This is a genomic window from Streptomyces winkii (assembly GCF_032248595.1).
GTDB lineage: Bacteria > Actinomycetota > Actinomycetes > Streptomycetales > Streptomycetaceae > Streptomyces > Streptomyces winkii.
On the sequence record NZ_JASTTH010000009.1, the window covers coordinates 408304 to 430877 of the forward strand.

Below are 22574 nucleotides of genomic sequence, written 5' to 3' on the forward strand. Positions count from 1 at the left end.
GACGGCCATGACTTCACCTGTCCTGCGGACCTCGGGCCTGGCCCGCACCTTCCGTACGAAGACCGGCACCGTCGAAGCCGTGCGCGGCATCGACCTCTCCGTGGACGGCGGCGAGATCCTCGGCTTCCTCGGCCCGAACGGCGCCGGGAAGACCACCACGCTCCGCATGCTCACCACGCTGCTCGCGCCCACGTCCGGGACGGCGACGGTCGCGGGCCACGACCTCGCGCGTGACGCGGCGGGCGTGCGGACGAAGATCGGGTACGTGGCCCAGTCGGGCGGCGTCGACCCTGCCGTCTCCGTCCGCGAGGAGCTGACCACCCAGGCGCGGCTCTACGGGCTGTCCAGGCCCCAAGCCGCCGAGAGGACCGCGGAGTTGGCGGCCGACCTCGGGCTCGACGACGTGCTGGACCGCAGGTGCGGCACCCTCTCCGGCGGCCAGCGGCGGCGGCTGGACATCGCGATGGCGCTCACCCACCGCCCGGGGATCCTCTTCCTCGACGAGCCGACCACCGGCCTGGACCCGGGCAGCCGCGCGAACCTGTGGGAGCTGATCCGGCGGCTGCGCGACCATCCCCCTGGGCTTCGTCCGGGAGGTGCCCCCGGCACCACCGTCTTCCTCACCACCCACTACCTCGACGAGGCCGAGGCCCTCGCCGACCGCCTCGTCATCGTCGACCGGGGCGAAATCGCCGCCGAGGGCACGGCAGAGGAGCTGAAGTCGCGGTACGGGGGCGGACCCGGGGCCTCCCTCCAGGAGACCTTCATCCGCATCACGGGGCGCGGCTCCGTCACCGGCGGCGACGACGCCGGCGCACCGGTCACGGTCCTCTGAGCGGGCGCGGCCGGCGTGACGGCGCCAAGGAACCGCTCAAGGAACCGCTCAGCGAACCGCGGCAAGGACCCAGAGGAAAGAAACGAACCAGGAAGATAAGGAAGCAGACCTCATGTCCCGACTCGTCACCGACACCTGGATCATCTTCGGCCGCTACGTGCGACAGACGCTCGCCTCGCGCGTCGCGATGCTCTTCGGGCTGTTGCAGCCGCTGATGTTCCTGGTCTTCTTCGGTCCCCTGCTGCGGAAGGTCCCGCTCGGCGGCGGCGGTGACTCCTGGCAGACGCTGGTGCCCGGCCTGCTGGTCCAACTCGGGCTGTTCAGCTCGGCGTTCGCCGGGTTCGGCATCATCCTGGAGAAGCACCACGGGGTGATCGAGCGCATGCGGGTGACGCCGGTGAGCCGCCTCGCGCTGCTCCTCGGCCGCCTGCTGCGCGACGTGCTCCAACTGCTCGTCCAGTCGCTGCTGCTGGTCGCGGTCGGCGTCGCGTTCGGCCTGCGCGCGCCCGTCGGCGGGGTGGCGGTGGGCTTCCTCTTCGTGGGGGTGCTCGCGATGTCGCTGGCGTCGCTGTCGTACGCGCTCGCGATGCGGGTCGGCACGCCGCAGGAGTTCGCGCCGGTCATCAACGCCTTCAACCTTCCGGCCATGCTGCTCTCCGGCATCCTGCTGCCGATGGCGCTCGCGCCGGGGTGGCTCGACGCCGTATCGCGCTTCGTCCCGTTCAGATACGTGGTGGACGCGGTACGGGCCGCCTTCATCGGGGAGTACGGAGACGGAAAGGTCGCGCTGGGAGCATTCGTGGCGATACTCCTCGCCGCCGTCTCCATGACCCTGGGCACACATCTCTTCCGTCGCGCGGGCGCATGAAGTACACAACTCCGGGTGTGCCATTCATCACTTCATTGCCTGAATTGGACCGAAATACGGAACCCCAGTTCCTGGAATTTTCCGCGAAACACAGCTCGTACTGGACAGATATGGGGTAGTGCGCGCACCCTGCTGTGGTTCCGCCGAGCCGTGCACCCGATCGCGGCCGTGCAGACGAGTACGACACCGTAATCAGGAGGAGGCCGTTACATGGCCGTGGACAGCAGCCCCGAAGCACCACTCCACGAGGGCGGCGACGACCGGAAACTGAAACGCGAATTCGGCACCATAGGCCTGCTGTTCACAGCAGTGGGCTCGATCATCGGTTCGGGCTGGCTCTTCGGAGCGCTGGATGCGGCCCAACTCGCCGGACCTGCGGCCATCATCTCCTGGGCCATCGGCTGCGTCATGTTCGTCATCATCGGGATGACCTACTCGGAACTGGGCACGATGTTCCCGCACTCGGGCGGCGTCGCCCGGTACCCGCACTATTCGTTCGGGTCCTTCACCAGTTTCTCCATCGGGTGGGTCACATGGGTGGCCGCCGCCGCGGTGGCGCCCGTGGAAGTGCTGGCGGTCGTCCAGTATTCCACCAACTACATTCCGTGGCTCCAGGAGATCCAGGACAAGGAAGCCGTCCTCACTCCGGCCGGAACCGCCGTCTCCGTCGTACTGATGGCCGTCTTCGTCATCGTCAACTTCTTCGGCGTGCGGTGGTTCGCCCGTATCAACAACATCCTGGTGTGGTGGAAGCTCGTCGTCATCCTGGTCGTCATCGGGGTGTTCTTCGCACTGAGCTTCAACCCGGATCACATCTCGTCGCCTGAATTCGGCGGATTCGCTCCGTACGGCTCGCAAGGCGTGTTCTCGGCCGTCGCCACGGCGGGCATCGCGTTCTCATTCTTCGGATTCCGGCAGGGCGTGGAACTCGCGGGCGAAACGGACAATCCGAAGCGCAATGTACCCCTGACCCTCATCGGGTCCGTGGTCATCTGCGGCATCATCTACATCCTGCTCCAGATCGCCTTCCTCGGCGCCGTGCCGAGCAGCGCGATCAAGGCCGAGGGATGGCAGGCGGTCGGCGCCCACTTCAGCTCCCACGGCGACGTACTCGCGACCTTCGGTCCGCTCGCGGCGATCGCGGGCATCCTCGGCGCGGTGTGGCTCGCGGGCATCCTCTACGCGGACGCGATCATCTCCCCCGGAGACACCGGCCTGATCTACGCGGGCGTCACCGCGCGCATCTCCTACGCGATGGGCCGCAACCGCAACGCGCCGGCCGCCCTCTCCAAGGTCAACAGCACCGGCGTCCCGTGGGTCAGCCTCATCCTCGCGTTCGTCGTCGGCTGCTTCTTCTTCCTGCCGTTCCCCGGCTGGAGCAAGCTGGTCGAGTTCGTCACCAACTCCACGGTCCTGTCCTTCGGTTGCGGGCCCCTCGTCCTGCTGGCGATGCGCAGGCAGATGCCGGACCACCCGCGGCCGTTCAAGCTGGGCGAGAAGTTCGGGTGGGTCATCGGCTTCCTCGCCCTCTGGTCGACGAACCTGATCGTCTACTGGACGGGCTGGGACACCAACTGGAAGCTCTTCGTGGCGATCATCCTCGGTTACGTCCTGATGGGCGTCTACTACGCGGTCGCCAAGCAGAGCACGCCGCCGCTCGACTTCAAGCACGGCTGGTGGCTCCTGGTGTGGTACGGCGGTCTGGCGCTCATCAGCTACCTCGGCGACTACCCCGAACAGAAGGCGAAGGCCGGAAACCTCGGCGTCCTCGACTTCAACCTCGGGGCCGTGGCCTGCCTCGTGCTCACCGCGATCGTGCTCTGGCTGGCACTCCGGTACGCGCTGCCCACCGAGCGCGTGCGCGAGATCCTCAGCCAGCAGGACGCGACCGAGGAGGCGCCTCCGCAGCACTGATCGGCTCCGCAGCACTGATCAGCGCTGCTCCCTGCTCCGGGCGGGCCCACTGCGTACGTACGCGGTGGGCCCGCCCTTCGTCGTGGCGGGGATGTGACAGGGGTTCAGCACGGCGCGGGACGGGAGGGCGCGAGCGGCCGCCGGGCACAGGCCGCCCGTCCGTACCGGCCCGGCGCCCACGCCGTAGTCTCGGTACATGGTCAAGCTCACGCGCATCTACACCCGTACCGGTGACGCCGGCACCACAGCCCTCGGCGACATGAGCCGCACCGCCAAGACCGACGCGCGCATCGCGGCCTACGCCGACGCGAACGAGGCCAACGCGGCGATCGGCGTGGCCCTCGCACTCGGCGGCCTCCCGCAGGAGATCGCGACGGTTCTGGTGCGCGTGCAGAACGACCTCTTCGACGTCGGCGCCGACCTGGCGACGCCCGTCGTGGAAGACCCGGAGTTCCCGCCCCTGCGCGTCGAGCAGAGCTACATCGACAAGCTGGAGGCCGACTGCGACGCGTTCCTCCAGGACCTGGAGAAGCTGCGGAGCTTCATCCTTCCCGGCGGCACCCCGGGGGCCGCGCTGCTGCACCAGGCGTGCACCGTCGTGCGACGGGCGGAGCGCTCGACATGGGCCGCTCTGGAGGAACACGGCGACATCATGAACAAGTTGACGGCGACGTACCTCAACCGCCTCTCCGACCTGCTCTTCATCCTCGCGCGCTCCGCGAACAAGGAGGTCGGCGACGTGATGTGGGTGCCGGGCGAGAACCGCTGAGCGGACGGACCGGGGCCGTCACCGGCCCCGTGCTATCCGCAGTCGAGCAGTCCGGCCGCGGCCTTCGCCTCAACCACGCGCCGCGCCTCCGTCTCCACCCGGGTGCGGAACTGCTCGTCGGAACGGGCGCGTTGGAGCACGGCGTCGACCATCGCGGGCAGCTTCCCGGCGTCGACGCTGAGGACGACGCTCCCGCCCGCGGTGAGGAAGCGCAGCGCCCGCTCGCCGGCGGGGACGTCCTCGACGGCGGCGGCGGCACCCAGGTCGTCGGAGACGATGACGCCGTCGAAGGCGAGGTCCTCGCGGAGCATGTCCGTGAGCACCGTCGAGGAGAACGCGGCCATGTGGTCCGGGTCGATCTTGGTATAGCGGGCGCTGGAGATCATCACGAGCGGCGAACTCCGGGCGCCGACGGCGGCCCGGAACGGTTCGAGGTAGGCGTCGTCCCGCGTGGTGACGTCGTCCTTCACGTCCTTGGTGTCGTCGGTGTTCCCCAGCACCCGCCCCAGGCCCGGGAAGTGCTTGACGGCGGGTGTCACGCCCGCGTCCGCCATTCCCTGCTGGTACGCGGTGCCGTGGTCGGTGACCGCCTCGGGCGTGTTCCCGTAGTTGCGCTCCAGGAAGCCCACGGGCTTGTTGTCGCCGCCGAGATCTGCGGGGACTGTGTCCAGTACGGGCGCGAGGTTGACGTTGACGCCCGCCGCGTGCAGCTGTCCGCCCCAGCCCTCCGCCCGCGAACGCAACTCGTCCGGAGCGAGCTTGCCCTGCTCGACGGCCGTGGGCATCGTGGCGAACCCGCTGCCCTTCAAGTGCTGGACCTTGCCGCCCTCCTGATCCGCCGACACCCACAGGCGCACGCCGCCCGTGGTCGCCGCGGCCTGGACGCGGTCGCTGACTTGACGCGTCGCCTTGACTCCGGCGTCGCTGCCTCCGGTGAGGATGACGCCGCCGAGGTGCAGGTCCCGTACGGCGGCGACTTGCTCTCCGGTCGGCTCGTCCGCGTCCACTCCGCTGACGAAGAGCTGGCCCGCCTGCTGCTCCAGGTTCATCCCGTCCGTCTCACGCGCCGCGCACGAGGCCGCCGCGGAGGCGGAGGGCGCGTCCGGGGCGGATGCGCGGCGGTCGCGGTCGCCGTCCGCCGGAGCGGCGGCGGCGTTCAGCGCCACGGGGACGACGGCGGCCAGGGCGGCGGCGCCCGCCGCGAAGGCGGAGGCGCGGACGGCGGTGGTCTTCGGCATCTTCACCGTAGGCACGGTAGGTGCACGGGCACGGCTCGCGCACGAGGCCCCCGCGACCGGCCTTCGCGTGACCGAACCGTGCCCGCCCGGATCACCGGTCCGCCCAATGGGGCCCGCCCCATGACCGCTCCGCTTCCCTTCCCGTGTTACGCGGGCCGGTCTCATGCATAGCCGCGGAGCCGAATGGGCAGAACGTTTCCCGATCCCTGCGGAAGCACCTTCCTTTTCCACCCAGAAGACGTGTCCTCATTCTCTTAAGGCGCTCTTAAGATTCATTTGAGGTTGCTCTGAGGTTTCTCTGCGAATAGCGCCACAGGAACCGTCGACACTTGGGCGAACTCCCAGGTCAGACCCGCTTTCACGGTCAGCAATCCGCATTGCAGCGACACTTTCTGCAAACCGCCGACGGATGCATGGACTGACCGAATTCGGACGTACTGCATTCCCGTTCCGCGCCTCGCGACGGACGGCCCCGATGAGAGCTGTGCCACATTCGCCGTCGGCGACCTGTGGTTTTTCAGCGGCACGCGTGTGGACCGGCGGGCAATTCTGCGATTCCCTTTTCATTTTCGTTTCTGTGAGTACCATCACTTCTACAAGGCCTGGACCAAAAAAGTGCTGGTCAGGCATGAGGGGTTGGAGTACCGAATGGCCACCGACACGAGAAGGCGTACACGCATCACCGTCGCCGCTGTGGTGCTGCTGGCAGGCGTCATCGCCGTACCGGTAGCGAACGGCGCCGTCTCCGGGCAGGAGGGCGGCAGCGACGCCAAGGGCCAGGGGAACCACTGCACGCTGAACGCCAAGACCGGCGAGACCCGCTGCTTCAAGAGTCTCTCGAAGGCGACCGGCGTGCCGGGCAGCGACCGCCTCCTCGACGCGCCCTCCGGCAAGAAGGCCGAGGTCAGCGAGGCCCGTTCCGGTGACAAGCCGGTCGCCTCCTCCGGCGTCACGACGCAGGACGAGGGCGGCGGAATCATCGGCGCGACCGTCTTCGAGGACACCAAGTACGGCGGCGCCTCGCTGACGATCACCAACACCGAGCTCTGCGACGGCGACGCCGACGACGTGGACTTCAAGATCGACCTCGGCGACGACTGGAAGGACAAGATCTCGTCCATCCAGCCGTGGGGGAACTGCACCCTCAACCTCTACTCGGAGGCCGGGCAGAGCGGCGACCGTGACGGGCCCTTCGACGAGCTCACGCCGGACATCGGCGACGTGATGGACGACCGCACCAAGTCCATCAGCTTCAGCTGAGCAGAGTGCGCACGCCCCACGCGTCAGCGCACCCCGAAACGATCCCGGCAAGAGCCGGCTTACCCCCACCCTCGTCGGAGGCGTGATCATGACTCGCCGTAAGAAACTGTCCATGCTGGTGATAGCCATAGCGACCGCGGGCGCCACGGGGCTCTTCCCCGCGACCGCGCAGGCGGACGACGAAGAGCAGCCCACCACAAGGGAGTTGCTCGACCAGTGCAACAACGGCACGGACAAGTGCGTCTTCCACCCCGCCGGTGCGCCCGTCGACTCCATGGGCGAGCCGCACCAGGTCGGTGACAGCGCCTTCAACTGCACCAAGGACCTTCAGCGTTCGACCGTCGGCTGGTCCGACACCACCGGAGAGTCCAACACCGTCGGCGTCTCCATGAGCGCCGAGCTGGGCTTCACCGAGCTGTTCAAGGTGACCATCCAGACGAGCTACGAGCACTCCTGGCAGAGCTCGCACACCGAGGAGCAGCAGACCAACGTCGAGGTCAAGCCCGGCGAGGTCGGCTGGATCACGCGCGAAGCGGCCATGGAGGAGGTGCAGGGCACCTACGAGATGCACTTCGAGGACAAGTTCTACGGCCACCACATCTGGTACGTCCCCTTCACCGCCAAGGGCCCCAAGGCCGACGCGCCCAGCACCAAGACCCAGCACACACGGAAGATGACCAAGAAGGAGAAGAAGGAGCACTGCGGCTGACGCCACAGCCCACGCTCCTCGACGCAGCCGTCAACCGTCCGACAGGTCCTTCGATGAGCTCACTCCGAACAACGGCGATGTGATGGACGACCGGGCGCGGTCCATCAGGCCCACACAGGCGCAGCGCGCGCCGAGACGCTCCCAGTGACAACTGCCTTACCCCCACCCTCGTCGGAGGCACCATGACCCGCCGCAAGAAGCTGTCGATGCTGGTGGTCGCCATCGTGACCGCAGGCACCACGGCGATGATCCCCACAGCCGCACAGGCTGACGACGAAGAGCAGCCCACCACGAGAGAGCTGCTCGACCAGTGCGACAACGGGACCGACAAGTGCGTCTTCCACCCCGCCGGCGCGCCCGTCGACTCCATGGGCGAGCCGCACCAGGTCGGTGACAGCGCCTTCAACTGCACGAAGGACCTTCAGCGTTCGACCGTCGGCTGGTCCGACACCACCGGAGAGTCCAACACCGTCGGCGTCTCCATGAAGGCCCAGTACGGGTTCACGAAGCTCTTCAGCGTGACCATCGAGGCGAGCTACTCCCACTCCTGGGAGAGCTCGCACACCGAGCAAGAGCAGACCAACGTCGAGGTCAAGCCCGGCCAGGTCGGCTGGATCACGCGCGAAGCGGCCATGGAAGAGGTGCAGGGCACCTACGAGATGCACTTCGAGGACGAGTTCTACGGCCACCGCATCTGGTACGTCCCCTTCACCGCCAAGGGCCCCAAGGCGGACGCGCCCAGCACCAAGACCCAGCACACACGGAAGATGACCAAGAAGGAGAAGAAGGAGCACTGCGGCTGACCCCTCTGCGGCGCTCCTGCTCCCCGGATCGCCACCCCCCACGTAATCGGCCCGGCCCCGCGTTCCCCTGCACGCGAGGCCGGGCCGTTCATGTGCGCGGGCCCACTCGCGCGCCCGGGCACGCTTCCGCCGTCCGTCCTATGGTGAAAAGAGGCGTTCTGTACACACTCGCACCCTCAGGGGGAGCGGCATGAGCGACAAGGACAAGGCCCCTGAGCAGGGGAACGAGGAAGAGCACGAGGAGTACGGCGAGGATTACGCCGATCCGTACGACGAGCCGTACGGCGATCAGTACGACGAGCCGTACGAGGCGGAGAGCGGCGACGAGGGCGGCGCCGGCGCGGCAGAGCTGCCCGCGGTGTCCAGGCGCGACGAGCCCGACGTCCTGCTCGACGTGCCGCAGCTGCACGTCGACGAGATCGGCCTGGAGGTCGACGACCTGCGGGCACGGGTGTCCTTGCAGGCTGAGGTCCTGGACATGCTCAAGCTCAACGTGGGCGCGGACGTCGCCCTGGGGCGCGTCCAGCTCGACATCAAGGGCGTCGACGCGCAGGCGCTGCTCAAGGTCCGCCTCGACAACGTCGCCCAGATCATCGGCCGTGTGCTGACGACGATCGACCGCAACCCCGAGATCCTGGAACAGATCACCGCCGGGCTGGGCTCCGCGACGCGTGAGCTCGGCAGCGGAGCGGGCGAAGCGGTCGGCGAGCTCGGGCGAGGGGCGAGTTCCGCCGTCGAGGACGTCGGCCAAGGGGCCGGAGAGACAGTCAAGGAAGTCGGCAAGGGCGCGGGCAAGGCCGTCGAGGACGTCGGCGAGGGCGCCGGAGACACCGCCAGGCAGGTCGGCAAGGGCGCGGGCAAGGCCGTCGAAGACGTCGGCGAAGGGGCGGGGCAGACCGTCGAAGACGTCGGCGAGGGGGCAGGGCGGACCGTCGAGGACGTCGGCGAAGGCGCCGCGGAGACGACCCGGGATGTCGGCCGGAGCGCGGGGAAGACCATCGACGAGTCCGGCCGCACGGTCCGCGAGGCCGGGCAGACGGCGACCCGGACGGCGAGGAGAGCCGGCGAGGGCGCCGGCGCCCGCTCGGGGCGGTCCGACCGGTCCGAGGAGCGCGCCAAGCGCAGGCCCGCCCGCAGGCGGCAGCGCGACGAGCCGCCGTGAAGGAACGAGGACGAACCTCAGGGGAGGCGACAGGCCGGAGACGGGGACGCGCACCAGAACGGGTCCCCGGGCTCGGCACCCGTCCCTGACATCGAGCTGACGACCTCGGTCGCCGCCGACCGGCTCCGCTTCGGCGACGAACCGGAGACCGCCGTCCGCTTCCACGGGTCCGCGGGGCGTGAGACGTCCTCGGGCGCGGACCGCACGAACCTCCCCGAGCCCGTCCAGCCCCGCACCGACTACCACGACGTACGCGTGGACTACCGCCTGGCCACCGCACCCCGGCCGGGCGACCACCGGCCTCCGGAGGACGCGCGGGACGGGCGCGGTGCGCAGAACAGGCAGGACGAAGACGACCGGGATCCGGACCGGAACCGGGCTCAGGACTAGAACGCAGACCCGCCCCGCCGGTCAGCGCCGGGCGACCGGATCAGACGGGTCCCGTTCGCTCCGCGGAGCCTCCGCGGCGCCCACCCCGCGAGGGCGCTTCGGCCAGATCGTGTAGCTCAGCGCGACGATCAGGCTGATCCCGGCGACCACGCCCATCTTCTCCTGCCACATCCGCAGCGACTCGCTCTGCCCGGCGTCGTCCACGTACCAGATCGCGAGCTGTAGCAGCGCCGCCGCGATGGCCGCTCCGCCGATGGCACGCGCGCTCATCTTCCACTCGTGCACGGCCCGCGCCATCCCGTACCGGGGCGGCTTGACCGGCCGCGGCCCGCCGCCGAACCGGTGCAGGAAGTGACCGTCGGCCCACTTCACCATGTAGTGGCCGTGGGTGACGGTGAAGCCGATGTAGACGGCGGCCAGGCCGTGCTTCCAGTCGGGCTCCGCTCCCCCGCGCAGATCGACGGCCGTCACCACGAGAAGGATCACCTCCAGCAGCGGCTCGCACAGCAGCACCGCGGCCCCCGTCCGCGGCATCCGCGCGATGTAGCGCAGCGCGAGTCCGCCCGCCAGCAGCACCCAGAACGCGATCTCGCAGATGACGATCAGCGTGACGATCACGCCTGCCTCCTTGCCTCGCTCCCCGTGTCCTCCGTGGCTCCACGGTCCCAGCAGAGCGCCGCGGGGCACGTCCTCACCAGCGACGATCCATACGTCCGCGGCTGCATCCTTCGATGTACTACGCGGACGTACGGGCTGGTCCCCGAAGCCGACGACGCTGTCAGCCGGGCGTGCTGAGATGGAGCCATGCCTCGCCGTCCGCGCCCGCTCCCGCCGCTGCACCTGCCGCGGCCGGTCCCCGTGCCGCGGTCGCTGCGCCCGCACCGCGACGGCGTGCTCATCGCGCTCGCCGGGCTCGCGGGCGGGCTGATCCTGTGGTGGTTCGGCCTCTACAACAATCCGCGGGTGGGCGGGAGTTACGGCGCGTGGCTGCTGCTCCCGCTCGCCGTCATGTGCCTCACCGCGCTCGGACGCAGATCCGCGCAGCCCTGGGCGCTGCTGGTGGCGCTGGCCGCGCTCGTGGCGGACCTGGCGATGGGGTCGCTGCTGGCGACAGTGATCGTCTTCACCGACGTCGTCTACGCGGCCGTGCTGTACGGGCCGTCGCGCCTGTCCCGGACCCTGCTGCCCGCGAGCGTCGCCGTGACGGTCGCGGTGACGCTGGGGCTGACGGCGGTCTTCCGTACTCCGGCGATGCTGCTGCTCGGTGCCTTCTGCGCCGGCATCACCATCGTTCCCGCGTGGACGGGCGTGGTCATCCGCGACCACCGCAACTCGGCGGCGGCCGAGCGGCTGCGCGCCGAACAGACCGCGCTGCTCGCGGAGATGGACCGCGTCCAGGCGGTGACCGCCGAACGGGGCCGCATGGCACGGGAGTTGCACGACCTGGTCGCCAACCACCTCTCCGCCATCGCGATCCACTCCACCGCCGCGCTCTCGCTGGAGCCGCCCGACGACGCGGCCACGCGCGACTCGCTCCGGGTGATACGGGAGAACAGCGTGCAGGGCCTCGCCGAGATGCGGCGCCTCATCGGGCTGCTGCGCGACGCGTCCGGCGACGGTACGGCGGAGCCCGCCGCCTCCCCGACGCTCGCCGGTCTCGACGCCCTGCTGGAGCGGGCGCGCGCCGGTGCCGGCAACCCCGGGCTCAGCTTCGCGCTGCGCGACGAGCGCGGGACGGCCGGTGCCTCGCTTCCCGCGCCCGTCGAACTGGCGGCGTACCGCGTCGTACAGGAGTCCGTGACGAACGCGCTCAAGCACTCGGCTCCCGGCACCGTCACCGTGGAGCTCGCGCGCGCCCGTACGCCGGGGCCGCTCACGGTCCGCGTCACGAGCCCGCTCCGCGACGCCCGCGGGGGCGCGGCGGACGGCTCCACGGGCGGGGCCGCCCGTACCCCGGCCCCGCGGGCCCCCGGCTCCGGCGCCGGGCTCATCGGCATGCGCGAGCGCGTCGAGCTGCTGGGCGGAGCGCTGCGCGCGGGCCCCTCGGACGCTTCACACGACGGAGCGAAGGTCTGGGAGGTACGCGCCGAACTGCCCGTCGAAGAAGGGAGTTCCGGGTGACGGCCGACGACGAAGCCGCCGCGGCGGTCCGCGTGCTCGTCGCCGAGGACCAGCTGGCAGTACGGGCGGGGCTCGTCCTCATCCTGCGCGGCGCCCCCGGCATCGAGGTGGCCGGCGAGGCCGGTGACGGCGAGGAGGCGGTGCGCCTCGCCCGTGAACTGCGGCCGCACGTGGTGCTGATGGACATCCAGATGCCGCGCCTCGACGGCGTGAGCGCCACCGCCCGCATCACGGGCGAGCAGCTCGCCGACGTACTGGTGCTGACGACCTTCGATCTCGACGAGTACGTCTTCGGGGCGCTGCGCGCCGGAGCCGCGGGGTTCCTGCTCAAGGACAGCGAGGCCTCGCAGGTCGTCGACGCCGTGCGGACGGTGGCCCGCGGCGAGGGCCTGATCGCGCCGGCGGTGACGCGGCGGCTGATCGCGGAGTTCGCCCGCACCGGGGGCGAGGGCCGCCCACCTCTGCCCAGGACGGGGACGGCTCGCTCCGCCCCGGGCCTGGACGAGCTGACCCGGCGCGAACACGACGTGCTGCGCTGCCTCGGCGAGGGCCTGTCCAACGCGGAGACGGCGCAGCGTTTGGGCATGGCGGAGGCCACGGTGAAGACGCATGTCAGCCGGCTGCTGGGCAAGTTGGGGCTGCGCAGCCGTACTCAGGCGGCGGTGCTGGCGCAGGAATCGGGCCTGACGAGGGGCTGACGTGCCGGGCTGAGGGCACGTACCCGGGGGTGGCTCCGCGCACGGCCCCGCGCGCCAACCCGTACCCGCTCGCAAGCGGTTGCGACCGGGCGCGGACAATCGATGCATGGACCATGTGACGACGTCGGCGTACGAGCCGCGGAACGGCCCGCCGTGGGCGGAGTGATAGCGGGCTTCGCCGTCATCGCATGCGTCATAGCGACCGGCTACGTCCTCGGCAGGCGCGAGCTCCTGGGAAGCAGCGGCCCGGAGATCCTCACCAGGCTCGCCTTCCATGTGGCCACGCCCGCGCTGCTGTTCGAGACCATGGCCAGAGCGGACCTCGGCGTGCTCGTCTCGGACCAGCTCCTGATAACGGCGGTGAGCACGTTCGCGGTCGCGGCGCTCTACCTCGCGGTGGCCGTCGTACGGCGGTGGCCCGCAGGCGAGAGCACCGTCGGCGCCCTGTGCGCGAGCTACGTCAACGCCGGGAACCTCGGGATACCCATCTCGGCGTACGTCCTCGGCGACGCGTCCCTCGTCGCCCCCGTGATCCTCTTCCAGCTGCTGGTGGTCTCCCCCATCGCGCTGACCGCGCTCGACGTCTTCTCCGCTCCCGCCGAACGCAGCGGTCCCCTCCGGCTCCTGGCCACGCCCTTCCGCAACCCGATCGTGCTCGGCTCGCTCGGCGGTGTCGCGGTGGCGGCGAGCGGGTGGACGCCGCCGGCGCCGGTGCTCGAACCGTTCCACCTGGTGGGGGCGATGTCGGTGCCGGCCGTGCTGCTCGCGTTCGGGATGTCGCTGCGCGGCAGCGCCGTACTCTCGCGCGACCACGACCGCCTGCCTGTGCTGCTCGCGGTGGTCTTCAAGACCGTGGGTCAGCCGCTCGTGGCCTGGGCGCTGGGCAGCGGCGTCTTCCATCTGTCGCGCCCGGCGCTGTTCGCGGTGGTGGTGACCTCCGCCCTGCCCTCGGCGCAGAACCTCTTCACGTACGCCTCGCGCTACGGGACGGGCACGCGCCTCGCCCGCGAATCCATACTGATCTCGACGCTGGCGGCCGCTCCGGCGCTGGTGCTCGTCGCCGCGCTGCTGGGCTGACCGGCCGCGCCGCTGCGAAAGCGGGGGCCTCGGGGGTCTCCGGCGCTCTCAGGCCACGTTCACACGCTGGCCCGGCGGCGCCGCCTCCAGCCAGGCCAGGAAGCCGGTGAGCGCGTCCTCGCTCATGGCCAGTTCGACGCGGTTTCCGTGCAGGGAACACGCGAGGATCACGGCGTCGGAGAGCAGTGCCAGCTCCTCCTCGCCCTCGGGGTCGCGCCGCTGGAGGACCTCGATGAGGTTGCGCTCCAGGAAGCGGCGGGGGCGCGGTGCGTACGAGAAGACCCGGAACCACTCGATCTGGTCACCGTTGTAACGCGCGATGCCGTACGCCCAGCCCTTGCCGCTGACCCCGCCGGTGCTCTCGACCGCGGACGGGTCGTCGCCCGATGACTCGTCGGTGTACGCGGCGGGCGGCGCGGGAGGATTCCAGCGCAGATTGCAGTCGAAGGTGCCGCCCGAGCGCTGAAGCAGACGGCGGCGCAAGCCGAAGGCGAACAGCCCCGCCAGTGCCAGCAGCAGGGCCACGCCGCACAGGGACAGAACGAGGACCATCATCACCGACCTCCTCGCACTCTCTCGTACCACGCGTGGCGCGGTACCCGCGGAGCCGTGAGATCTCGTGGATCCCGCGCCCCCCTCTGTATGGGCTCAGCCGCGGGTTGCTCCGGGGTGACCCGGAACAGCCCGCGGCTGAACTTCGTACCTGTCGTGCCCGGCTCCGTGCCCGGCGTCGGCCGCCTCCTCAGCGGACCGCCACCGCTCGCTTGCGGACCTCCGCGCGCCGTTCGGCGGCGGGGTCGTCCTCCGACTTGGCCCGCTCCAGCGCCCGCTCGGCCCGGTCGACGTCGATCTCGTCTGACAGCTCGGCGATCTCCGCCACCAGCGACATCTTGTCCTCCGCGAAGGAGATGAAGCCGCCGTGCACCGCGGCGACGACGGTCCCCTCACCGCTTTCGCCGGCCGTGCGGATGGTGACCGCGCCCGGCTCCAGCACGCCGAGCAGCGGCTGGTGGCCGGCCATGACGCCGATGTCGCCGGACGTGGTGCGCGCGACGACCAGGCTGGCCTCGCCGGACCAGACCTTGCGGTCCGCGGCGACCAACTCGACGTGCAGCTCAGCCACTGTGGCTCCTTCGTAGGTTAGGAAAAGGATAAGGGGTGCGGCGGCGGGGGCGGACCGAAGGGCTGTGCCCCGCGGTCCGGCCCCGCCGGCCGCCGGACCCGGGCGTCAGGAGACGCCGAGGTCCTTGGCCTTGGCCTTGAGGTCGTCCAGGCCACCGCACATGAAGAACGCCTGCTCCGGATAGTGGTCGAAGTCACCGTCCGCGATCGCGTTGAACGCGGCGATCGACTCGTCCAGCGGCACGTCCGATCCGTCCATGCCCGTGAACTGCTTCGCCGCGTGGGTGTTCTGCGACAGGAAGCGCTCGATACGGCGGGCCCGGCTGACGGTGAGCTTGTCCTCCTCGGACAGCTCGTCGATGCCGAGGATGGAGATGATGTCCTGGAGGTCCTTGTACTTCTGAAGGATCCCGATGACGCGCTGGGCGCAGTCGTAGTGGTCCTGCGAGATGTAGCGCGGGTCCAGGATGCGGGACGTGGAGTCCAGCGGGTCCACCGCGGGGTAGATGCCCTTCTCCGAGATCGGCCGCGAGAGCACCGTCGTCGCGTCGAGGTGCGCGAACGTGGTGGCCGGGGCCGGGTCGGTGAGGTCGTCCGCGGGCACGTAGATCGCCTGCATCGAGGTGATCGAGTGGCCTCGGGTCGAGGTGATGCGCTCCTGGAGCACACCCATCTCGTCCGCCAGGTTCGGCTGGTAGCCCACCGCGGAGGGCATGCGGCCGAGCAGCGTCGAGACCTCGGAACCGGCCTGGGTGAAGCGGAAGATGTTGTCGATGAAGAACAGCACGTCCTGCTTCTGCACATCGCGGAAGTACTCCGCCATGGTCAGACCGGCCAGGGCGACCCGGAGACGGGTGCCCGGCGGCTCGTCCATCTGCCCGAAGACCAGCGCGGTCTGCGGGAGGACGCCGGACTCGGCCATCTCGTCGATGAGGTCGTTGCCCTCACGCGTACGCTCGCCGACCCCGGCGAAGACGGAAACACCCTCGTGCAGCTTCGCCACACGCATGATCATTTCCTGGATGAGGACGGTCTTGCCGACGCCGGCGCCGCCGAACAGGCCGATCTTTCCGCCCTTGACGTACGGGGTCAGCAGGTCGACGACCTTCAGGCCCGTCTCGAACATCTCGGTCTTGGACTCGAGCTGGTCGAAGGCCGGGGCCTTGCGGTGGATGGACCACCGCTCGGTGACCTCGGACTCGGCCTCGGGCTCGTTGAGGATCCTGCCGAGGGTGTTGAACACCCGGCCCTTGGTGACGTCGCCGACGGGCACGGTGATTGCGCTGCCGGTGTCCGTCACCTCGGCCTGGCGGACCAGACCGTCGGTGGGCTCCATGGAGATCGCCTTCACGAGGCCCTCGCCGAGGTGCTGTGCAACCTCCAGCGTGAGGGTCTTCTTCTTGCCCTCCTGGGCCGGGTCGGCGACCTCGACGGTCAGCGCGTTGTAGATCTCCGGCATCTGGTCGACGGGGAACTCCACGTCGACCACCGGGCCGATGACACGTGCGACGCGGCCCGCCGCCGTGGCCTTCTCAAGAGTTTCGGTCATGGTTAGCGGTCACTCCCCGCAGAAGCGTCAGCCAGCGCGCTCGCGCCACCGACGATCTCGCTGATTTCCTGGGTGATGTCGGCCTGGCGGGCCGCGTTGGCAAGCCGCGTGAGCGACTTGATGAGGTCTTCGGCGTTGTCCGTCGCCGACTTCATCGCACGGCGCGTGGCGGCGTGCTTGGACGCGGCGGCCTGGAGCAGCGCGTTGTAGATGCGGCTCTCGACGTACCGCGGAAGCAGCGCGTCGAGCACCTGCTCGGCCGACGGCTCGAAGTCGAAGAGCGGACGGACCTCCGGGCCTTGCTTGATGTTGTCCTGGATGACTCCGGCCGACTCCTCCGCCGTCTCCTTCAGGGTGAGCGGCAGCATCCGGTCGTCGATCGGCGTCTGCGTCATCATGGAGACGAACTCCGTGTAGACGATGTGCAGTTCGTCCACGCCGTTCTCCGCGCCCGTGTCCGCCGTGATCGCCTCGATCAGCGGCGCGGCCACGGCCTTGGCGTCCGCGTACGTCGGGTTGTCGGTGAACCCGCTCCAGGACTCCCTGATCGCACGCTCACGGAAGCGGTAGTACGTCACACCGCGGGTGCCCACGATGTAGTTGACGACTTCCTTGCCCTCCCCGATCAGCCGGTTCGTCAGCCGGTCGGCCGCCTTGATGGCGTTGGAGTTGTAGCCGCCCGCCAGACCGCGGTCGCTCACGATGAGCAGCACCGCGGCCCGCGTCGGGCGCTCCACCTCCGTGGTGAGCGCGTGCTTCACGTTCGAGCCGGTGGCGACCGTGCGCACGGCGTTGGTCAGCTCCGTGGCGTACGGCTCGGAGGCCGCCACCCGGCGCTGCGCCTTGATGATGCGCGACGCGGCGATCATCTCCATCGCCCTGGTGATCTTCTTGGTCGCCGTGACGGACTTGATCCGCCGCTTGTAGACCCTGGTCTGAGCGCCCATGGCTCAGTCCTCGCCCAGCAGCTTGCCGTCCGAGGTCTCGAACTGCTTCTTGAAGGCGTCCACCGCGGCGCCGAGCTCCTGGATCGTGTCGTCGGACATCTTGCCGCCCTCGACGATGCTGGTCAGGAGGCCCTTGTACTCGCGGTGGAGGAAGTCCAGCAGCTCGCGCTCGAAGCGGCGGACGTCCTCGACGGGCACGTCGTCCATCTTGCCGTTGGTGCCGGACCAGATGGAGACGACCTGGTCCTCGGTCGAGTACGGGTTGTACTGGGGCTGCTTCAGCAGCTCGGTCATCCGCTTACCGCGCTCCAGGGCCGCCTTGGAGGCGTCGTCCAGGTCGGAGCCGAAGGCGGCGAACGCCTCGAGCTCGCGGTACTGGGCGAGGTCCACACGGAGCGAACCGGTGATCTGCCGGATCGCCCTGTGCTGCGCGGAACCGCCGACGCGGGAGACGGAGATACCGACGTTCAGCGCGGGCCGCTGGCCGGCGTTGAAGAGGTCGGACTCCAGGAAGCACTGGCCGTCGGTGATGGAGATGACGTTGGTCGGAATGAACGCCGACACGTCGTTCGCCTTCGTCTCGACGATCGGCAGGCCCGTCATCGAGCCCTTGCCCATGTCGTCGGAGAGCTTGGCGCAGCGCTCCAGCAGCCGGGAGTGCAGGTAGAAGACGTCGCCCGGGTAGGCCTCGCGGCCCGGCGGGCGGCGCAGCAGCAGGGACACGGCGCGGTAGGCGTCGGCCTGCTTGGTCAGGTCGTCGAAGACGACGAGGACGTGCTTGCCCTGGTACATCCAGTGCTGGCCGATGGAGCTGCCGGTGTAGGGGGCGACGTACTTGAAGCCCGCGGGGTCGGACGCCGGGGCCGCCACGATCGTCGTGTACTCCAGCGCACCGGCCTCCTCCAGGGCGCCGCGCACGGACGCGATGGTGGAGCCCTTCTGGCCGACGGCGACGTAGATGCAGCGGACCTGCTTCTCCGGGTCGCCGGAGCGCCAGTTGTCGCGCTGGTTGATGATCGTGTCGACGCACAGCGCGGTCTTGCCGGTCTGCCGGTCGCCGATGATCAGCTGACGCTGGCCGCGGCCGATCGGAGTCATGGTGTCGACGGCCTTGTAGCCCGTCTCCATCGCCTCGTGGACCGACTTGCGGTCCATGACCGAGGGGGCCTGGAGTTCGAGGGCACGCCGGCCCTCGGCCTCGATGTCGCCGAGGCCGTCCACGGGGGTGCCCAGCGGGTCCACGACGCGGCCGAGGTAGCCATCGCCGACCGGAACCGACAGGACCTCGCCCGTACGGCGCACCTGCTGGCCCTCCTCGATGCCGCTGAACTCACCGAGGACAACCGCACCGACTTCGCGCTCCTCGAGGTTGAGGGCGAGGCCGAGGGTGCCGTCCTCGAACTTCAGCAGCTCGTTCGCCATGGCCGAGGGAAGACCCTCGACCTTCGCGATGCCGTCACCGGCAACGCTGACCGTCCCGACCTCTTCGCGCGAGGCCGCGTCCGGCTCGTACGACTGGACGAAATTCTCCAGCGCGTCCCGGATCTCATCCGGCCGGATCGTGAGCTCCGCCATCTGGGTTCCCTGCTCTCCTTGTTGGGACCGTATCGATCTTCTACGGCCCAACTCGGGCCGCTAAGTGATGCTGTTGAGTTGGTGTGGCGCGAACGCCGCCGCACGCGGATCTCGTACGTCAGCCGGCCAGGCGCCGTTCTGCCTCGCCGAGCCGGTCTGCGATGGAGCCGTTGATGACCTCGTCACCGATCCGCACCCTGATCCCGCCGAGGATCTCCGGGTCCACATCGAGATTCAGGTGCATCTCGCGTCCGTACAGCCTCGCCAGCGCCGAGCCGAGACGCTGCCGCTGCCGGTCACTCAGCGGCACCGCCGAGGTGACGACGGCCACCGAGCGGCCGCGCCGCTCCGCCGCCAGCCGTGAGAGGGCCTCCAGCCCGCCTTCAAGGCTACGTCCCCGCGGCTGCGCCACGAGTCGCGTGACGAGACGCTCCGTGGCCTGCCGTGACTTTCCGCCGAGGAGCGTGTGCAGGAGCTGCACCTTCGCCGACGGCGCGGCGGTGTCGCTGGCCAGCGCCGCCCGCAGCTCCGGCGCCGAGGCGACGGTGCGGGAGAAGCGGAACAGCTCGTCCTCGGTCTCGTCGAGCGTGCCGTCACGCTCCGCCGCGACGAGGTCGGCGATGTCCGCCAGCTCCTCCACGGCGTCCACCAGGTCACGCGGGGCGGACCAGCGGGAGCGCACCATCCCGGAGACCAGGTCGACGGTGGCCCCGCCCACCTGCTCGCCGAGCACGGTCGCGACCAGCTCCGCCTTGCGCTCGCCGCTGCGCGACGGGTCGGCCAGTACGCGGCGCAGCGCGACCTCGCGGTCCAGCAGCACCGTCACCGCGGCCAGCTCGTCCGCGAGCGCCTTCGGGTCGGCCGACGTGCTGTCGGTCAGCGCCGTCAGGCTCTCGCGGGCGGAGGCGATCGCTTCCCGGCTCGCGCCGATCATCGGGTGGCCTCTGCCTTCTCCTCGAGCTCCTCGAGGAACCGGTCGATGACGCGGCTCTGCCGTGCGACGTCGTCCAGGGACTCGCCGACGACGCGGCCGGCCAGGTCGGTGGCCATGCGGCCGACTTCCTGGCGCAGCGCGACCGTCACCTGGCGGCGGTCCGCCTCGGTCTGCGCGTGGCCCGCGGCGATGATCGCGTCACGCTGGCGCTGACCCTCCTCGCGCATCTCCGCGATGATGGCAGCACCCTGCTCGCGCGCCTGCTCGGTGATCCGGGCCGCCTCGTGGCGGGCCTCGGCGAGCTGGGCCTTGTACTCCTCAAGAGTCTGGTTGGCCTCGGTCTGGGCCTCCTGCGCCCGCTCCAGGCCGCCCTCGATCGCATCCTGCCGCTCGTCCAGAGTCTTCTGGATGGTGGGCAACAGCTTCTTGCCGAGGACGCCGAAGACGATGAAGAAGGCGATCAGGCCGATGACCAGCTCCACGGGCTCAGGGATCAGAGGGTTCTGAGCCCCCTCCTCAGCCAGGAAAGTCATCATGTCCGAACCTTTCGTCGAAAGTGGCTACGGGCCGTCCCGGCTTACTTGAAGATGAAGGGGACGACGAGGCCGAGGAGGGCGAGCACCTCACAGAGGGCGAAGCCCAGGAACATGTTGGTGCGGATGATGCCCATGGCCTCCGGCTGACGGGCCATGGCCTCGATGGAGTGGCCGAAGACCACGCCGATACCGACACCGGGACCGATGGCGGCGAGACCGTAGGCGACGGCTCCGAGGTTGCCCGTGACTCCGGACGCGGCGATGTTGACAAGCTCAGCAGACATCTTCTTCTTCCTGTGTGATGCGGTCCGCTGGGGTGTCTTCCCAGCGAAGTTCCGTTGGTACGAGGGGAGTTCGGTCGGACTGTCGGGGTCAGTGGGCCTCTTCGAGCGCACCGCTGATGTAGATCGCGGCGAGCAGAGTGAAGATGTACGCCTGAAGGAACTGGATCAGCACCTCGAAGGCCGTCATGCCGACTGCCAGGAGGAACGAACCGCCCGCGGCGGCCGCCAGGAACGACGGGGTGACCAAGTACCAGGCGGCGATGCTGAACATCACGATCAGCATGTGTCCGGCGAACATGTTGGCCCACAGCCGCACCGCGAGGGTGAACGGGCGGGAGATCACGTTCTGGATGAACTCCAGGAGCACCATCAGAGGCACGAGGGGCTTGGGCAGCCCGCTGATCCAGACCAGATTCTTGACGCCGCCCCTGAAGCCGTGCGTCTTGAACGTCAGGAACATGTACGTCACGAACACCAGCGCCGCGAGCGCGACCGGGTACGCGAAGTGCGACGTCGGCGGGAACTGCGCCAGCGGGATGATGGCCATGATGTTCATGATCCATACGAAGAAGAAGATCGACATCAGGAAGGGGACGTACTGCTTGCCCTTCTTGCCGATCACCTCGGTGGCGATGCTCCGCGCGATGAACTGGTAGCCGATCTCACCGATGAGCTGGAGCTTCCCCGGAACCAGCTTCGGCTTGGCGAACGCGGCCCAGAAGAAGCCGACGACGATCAGCATGCAGATGACGGCGAGCAGGCTCGGCTTGGTGAACTCGAGGCCGCCGACGGTGAAGAGTGGCTTGAACTGGAACGAGTGGAGGCCCGGCGCGGGGAAGGCGCAGTCGGCGTTGATGTGGCAGTCGGTGCTAGCCAGCAGCGTTAGGGCGCTCACCCGTGACTCCTTCGTCGTGACGCATAAGTGACGGCAACCTTGTGTGTCAGCGCGGCTGGTGAGACCGCTTGTCGGCACGGGGGACAAAGTGTGGCGGTGCCACCGCGGTCGACTCGGCTCGTGCACCGAGGGCCGGGCACCAGGGATCCACGCTGCGGCCACAGCTCCGGATCCGAGTACACCGCAGGCCGCCGGGGCGCTGCGCTCCTCTGGCGAGCGGGCCCCACACGGCCGGATGCGCTTCCGGACGATAGCAGATGGGGATCAAGCCTCTTCCCCCTCCCCTCACGTCTCATCTCTGAGCTCCGACTTCCCCGTGTGCGCGGGCTCGTTGGCCGGCGCGGACGGTACGGGATCGACGTAGAGCATCTTGCTCGTGAGGCTGTGACGGACCTGACCGCCCACCCACGCCAGGGCGGTGACGAGCAGAGTGAGCGCGAACGCCCGGCTGTTGAACAGCGTCGTCCCGCTGAAGACGATGATGAAGACGCCGATCAGGAGCATCTGCACCGTGTAGACCAACATCCCGGCCATCATCGTCACTTGCGGCTTGTCCTGGGTCAGGCGCATGAGCGCCGCGAACCCGAGGCCGAAGAAGACGGCGACGACGGTCACCGCCACGAGTGCTCCGATGAGACCCTTGCCACCGGCCACAAGCGTGCTGACAACGGTGGCGACGACTCCCACTGGGGCGGCGACGACCGCCGCGCCCCGGAGAATCCGGGCATCGTTGGACTGCATGAGGGCAGCTCCGGCGAGGTCGGGGGCGGGTGATGCGCGCCCTTGACGGACGACAACTCGCCAGGAGCCGTGCGTCAGTCGAAGGCTGTCCGCCGGTGAATGACGCCCTCGCCCCGAAATCGGATGTGAGGGGTCGAAACCGCAGTT

23 protein-coding genes are annotated in these 22574 nt (G+C 69.4%); 11 read left to right on the forward strand and 12 right to left on the reverse strand.

Annotated features, from left to right (window positions below; all coding sequences use genetic code 11):
- Positions 1–7: 7 nt before the first annotated feature.
- The 4 genes from QQM67_RS27170 (at position 8) to QQM67_RS27185 (ending at position 4386) form a co-directional block, all read left to right on the forward strand.
- On the forward strand, positions 8–835 hold the full coding sequence (locus QQM67_RS27170; protein WP_314177414.1) for an ABC transporter ATP-binding protein: 828 nt from the start codon (positions 8–10) through the stop codon (positions 833–835).
- A gap of 112 nt (positions 836–947) precedes the next feature.
- A complete protein-coding gene (locus tag QQM67_RS27175; protein ID WP_314177416.1) occupies positions 948–1703 on the forward strand; it encodes an ABC transporter permease in 756 nt (251 codons plus the stop codon).
- Positions 1704–1913: 210 nt separating this feature from the next.
- Positions 1914–3617 carry an APC family permease gene (locus QQM67_RS27180; RefSeq protein WP_314177418.1) on the forward strand — a complete coding sequence of 568 codons (1704 nt, stop codon included), beginning with the start codon at positions 1914–1916 and terminating at the stop codon, positions 3615–3617.
- Positions 3618–3813: 196 nt separating this feature from the next.
- A complete protein-coding gene (locus tag QQM67_RS27185; RefSeq protein ID WP_314177419.1) occupies positions 3814–4386 on the forward strand; it encodes a cob(I)yrinic acid a,c-diamide adenosyltransferase in 573 nt (190 codons plus the stop codon).
- A gap of 32 nt (positions 4387–4418) precedes the next feature.
- On the opposite strand, the gene QQM67_RS27190 is transcribed toward QQM67_RS27185, so the two are convergent.
- Positions 4419–5624 (reverse strand): glycoside hydrolase family 3 N-terminal domain-containing protein, encoded by a 1206-nt coding sequence (locus QQM67_RS27190; RefSeq protein ID WP_314177518.1) that lies wholly within the window; start codon positions 5622–5624, stop codon positions 4419–4421.
- 648 nt (positions 5625–6272) lie between these two features.
- Between QQM67_RS27190 and QQM67_RS27195 the strand changes: the two genes are divergently transcribed.
- From QQM67_RS27195 to QQM67_RS27210, 4 genes are all read left to right on the forward strand, one after another.
- The gene (locus QQM67_RS27195; RefSeq protein WP_314177421.1) at positions 6273–6884 is read left to right on the forward strand and encodes a hypothetical protein; all 612 of its coding nucleotides are present in this window, start codon (positions 6273–6275) and stop codon (positions 6882–6884) included.
- Between the two features lie 88 nt (positions 6885–6972).
- A complete protein-coding gene (locus tag QQM67_RS27200; RefSeq protein WP_314177423.1) occupies positions 6973–7593 on the forward strand; it encodes a hypothetical protein in 621 nt (206 codons plus the stop codon).
- Between the two features lie 182 nt (positions 7594–7775).
- Positions 7776–8396, forward strand: a complete 621-nt coding sequence (locus QQM67_RS27205) for a hypothetical protein (protein WP_314177425.1) — start codon at positions 7776–7778, stop codon at positions 8394–8396.
- Positions 8397–8586: 190 nt separating this feature from the next.
- A complete protein-coding gene (locus QQM67_RS27210; protein ID WP_314177427.1) occupies positions 8587–9558 on the forward strand; it encodes a hypothetical protein in 972 nt (323 codons plus the stop codon).
- Between the two features lie 411 nt (positions 9559–9969).
- Here QQM67_RS27210 and QQM67_RS27215 read toward each other — a convergent pair whose 3' ends face one another.
- Complete coding sequence (locus tag QQM67_RS27215; RefSeq protein WP_314177429.1) at positions 9970–10566, reverse strand: hypothetical protein; 597 nt, start codon at positions 10564–10566, stop codon at positions 9970–9972.
- A 186-nt stretch (positions 10567–10752) separates the two neighbouring features.
- On the opposite strand from QQM67_RS27215, the gene QQM67_RS27220 reads away from it, so the two are divergent.
- The 3 genes from QQM67_RS27220 to QQM67_RS27230 all read left to right on the forward strand — a co-directional run bounded on the left by QQM67_RS27220 (position 10753) and on the right by QQM67_RS27230 (position 13844).
- The gene (locus tag QQM67_RS27220; RefSeq protein ID WP_314177431.1) at positions 10753–12069 is read left to right on the forward strand and encodes a sensor histidine kinase; all 1317 of its coding nucleotides are present in this window, start codon (positions 10753–10755) and stop codon (positions 12067–12069) included.
- On the forward strand, positions 12066–12767 hold the full coding sequence (locus QQM67_RS27225) for a response regulator transcription factor (RefSeq protein WP_314177432.1): 702 nt from the start codon (positions 12066–12068) through the stop codon (positions 12765–12767). The genes QQM67_RS27220 and QQM67_RS27225 overlap by 4 nt, the downstream gene beginning before the upstream one ends.
- Positions 12768–12920: 153 nt before the next feature.
- A complete protein-coding gene (locus QQM67_RS27230) occupies positions 12921–13844 on the forward strand; it encodes an AEC family transporter (protein WP_314177519.1) in 924 nt (307 codons plus the stop codon).
- 48 nt (positions 13845–13892) lie between these two features.
- Here the strand turns inward: QQM67_RS27230 and QQM67_RS27235 are convergent, their stop codons facing one another.
- The 10 genes from QQM67_RS27235 to QQM67_RS27280 all read right to left on the reverse strand — a co-directional run bounded on the left by QQM67_RS27235 (position 13893) and on the right by QQM67_RS27280 (position 22427).
- Complete coding sequence (locus QQM67_RS27235) at positions 13893–14396, reverse strand: DUF2550 domain-containing protein (protein WP_314177521.1); 504 nt, start codon at positions 14394–14396, stop codon at positions 13893–13895.
- A gap of 190 nt (positions 14397–14586) precedes the next feature.
- The gene (locus tag QQM67_RS27240) at positions 14587–14967 is read right to left on the reverse strand and encodes a F0F1 ATP synthase subunit epsilon (protein ID WP_314177434.1); all 381 of its coding nucleotides are present in this window, start codon (positions 14965–14967) and stop codon (positions 14587–14589) included.
- Positions 14968–15072: 105 nt separating this feature from the next.
- On the reverse strand, positions 15073–16515 hold the full coding sequence (gene atpD, locus QQM67_RS27245; protein WP_314177437.1) for a F0F1 ATP synthase subunit beta: 1443 nt from the start codon (positions 16513–16515) through the stop codon (positions 15073–15075).
- A gap of 2 nt (positions 16516–16517) precedes the next feature.
- Entirely contained in the window at positions 16518–17462 is a 945-nt protein-coding gene (locus tag QQM67_RS27250; RefSeq protein ID WP_314177439.1) for a F0F1 ATP synthase subunit gamma, read from the reverse strand.
- 3 nt (positions 17463–17465) lie between these two features.
- A complete protein-coding gene (atpA, locus tag QQM67_RS27255) occupies positions 17466–19037 on the reverse strand; it encodes a F0F1 ATP synthase subunit alpha (protein ID WP_314177440.1) in 1572 nt (523 codons plus the stop codon).
- A gap of 118 nt (positions 19038–19155) precedes the next feature.
- The gene (locus QQM67_RS27260; protein ID WP_314177442.1) at positions 19156–19971 is read right to left on the reverse strand and encodes a F0F1 ATP synthase subunit delta; all 816 of its coding nucleotides are present in this window, start codon (positions 19969–19971) and stop codon (positions 19156–19158) included.
- On the reverse strand, positions 19968–20507 hold the full coding sequence (locus QQM67_RS27265) for a F0F1 ATP synthase subunit B (protein ID WP_314177444.1): 540 nt from the start codon (positions 20505–20507) through the stop codon (positions 19968–19970). Before QQM67_RS27265 ends, QQM67_RS27260 begins: the two co-directional genes overlap by 4 nt.
- Positions 20508–20548: 41 nt before the next feature.
- Positions 20549–20791 (reverse strand): ATP synthase F0 subunit C, encoded by a 243-nt coding sequence (gene atpE / locus QQM67_RS27270; protein ID WP_169137075.1) that lies wholly within the window; start codon positions 20789–20791, stop codon positions 20549–20551.
- A gap of 88 nt (positions 20792–20879) precedes the next feature.
- Positions 20880–21686 carry a F0F1 ATP synthase subunit A gene (gene atpB / locus QQM67_RS27275; RefSeq protein ID WP_314177447.1) on the reverse strand — a complete coding sequence of 269 codons (807 nt, stop codon included), beginning with the start codon at positions 21684–21686 and terminating at the stop codon, positions 20880–20882.
- Between the two features lie 285 nt (positions 21687–21971).
- On the reverse strand, positions 21972–22427 hold the full coding sequence (locus QQM67_RS27280) for a hypothetical protein (protein ID WP_314177449.1): 456 nt from the start codon (positions 22425–22427) through the stop codon (positions 21972–21974).
- Positions 22428–22574 lie beyond the last annotated feature (147 nt).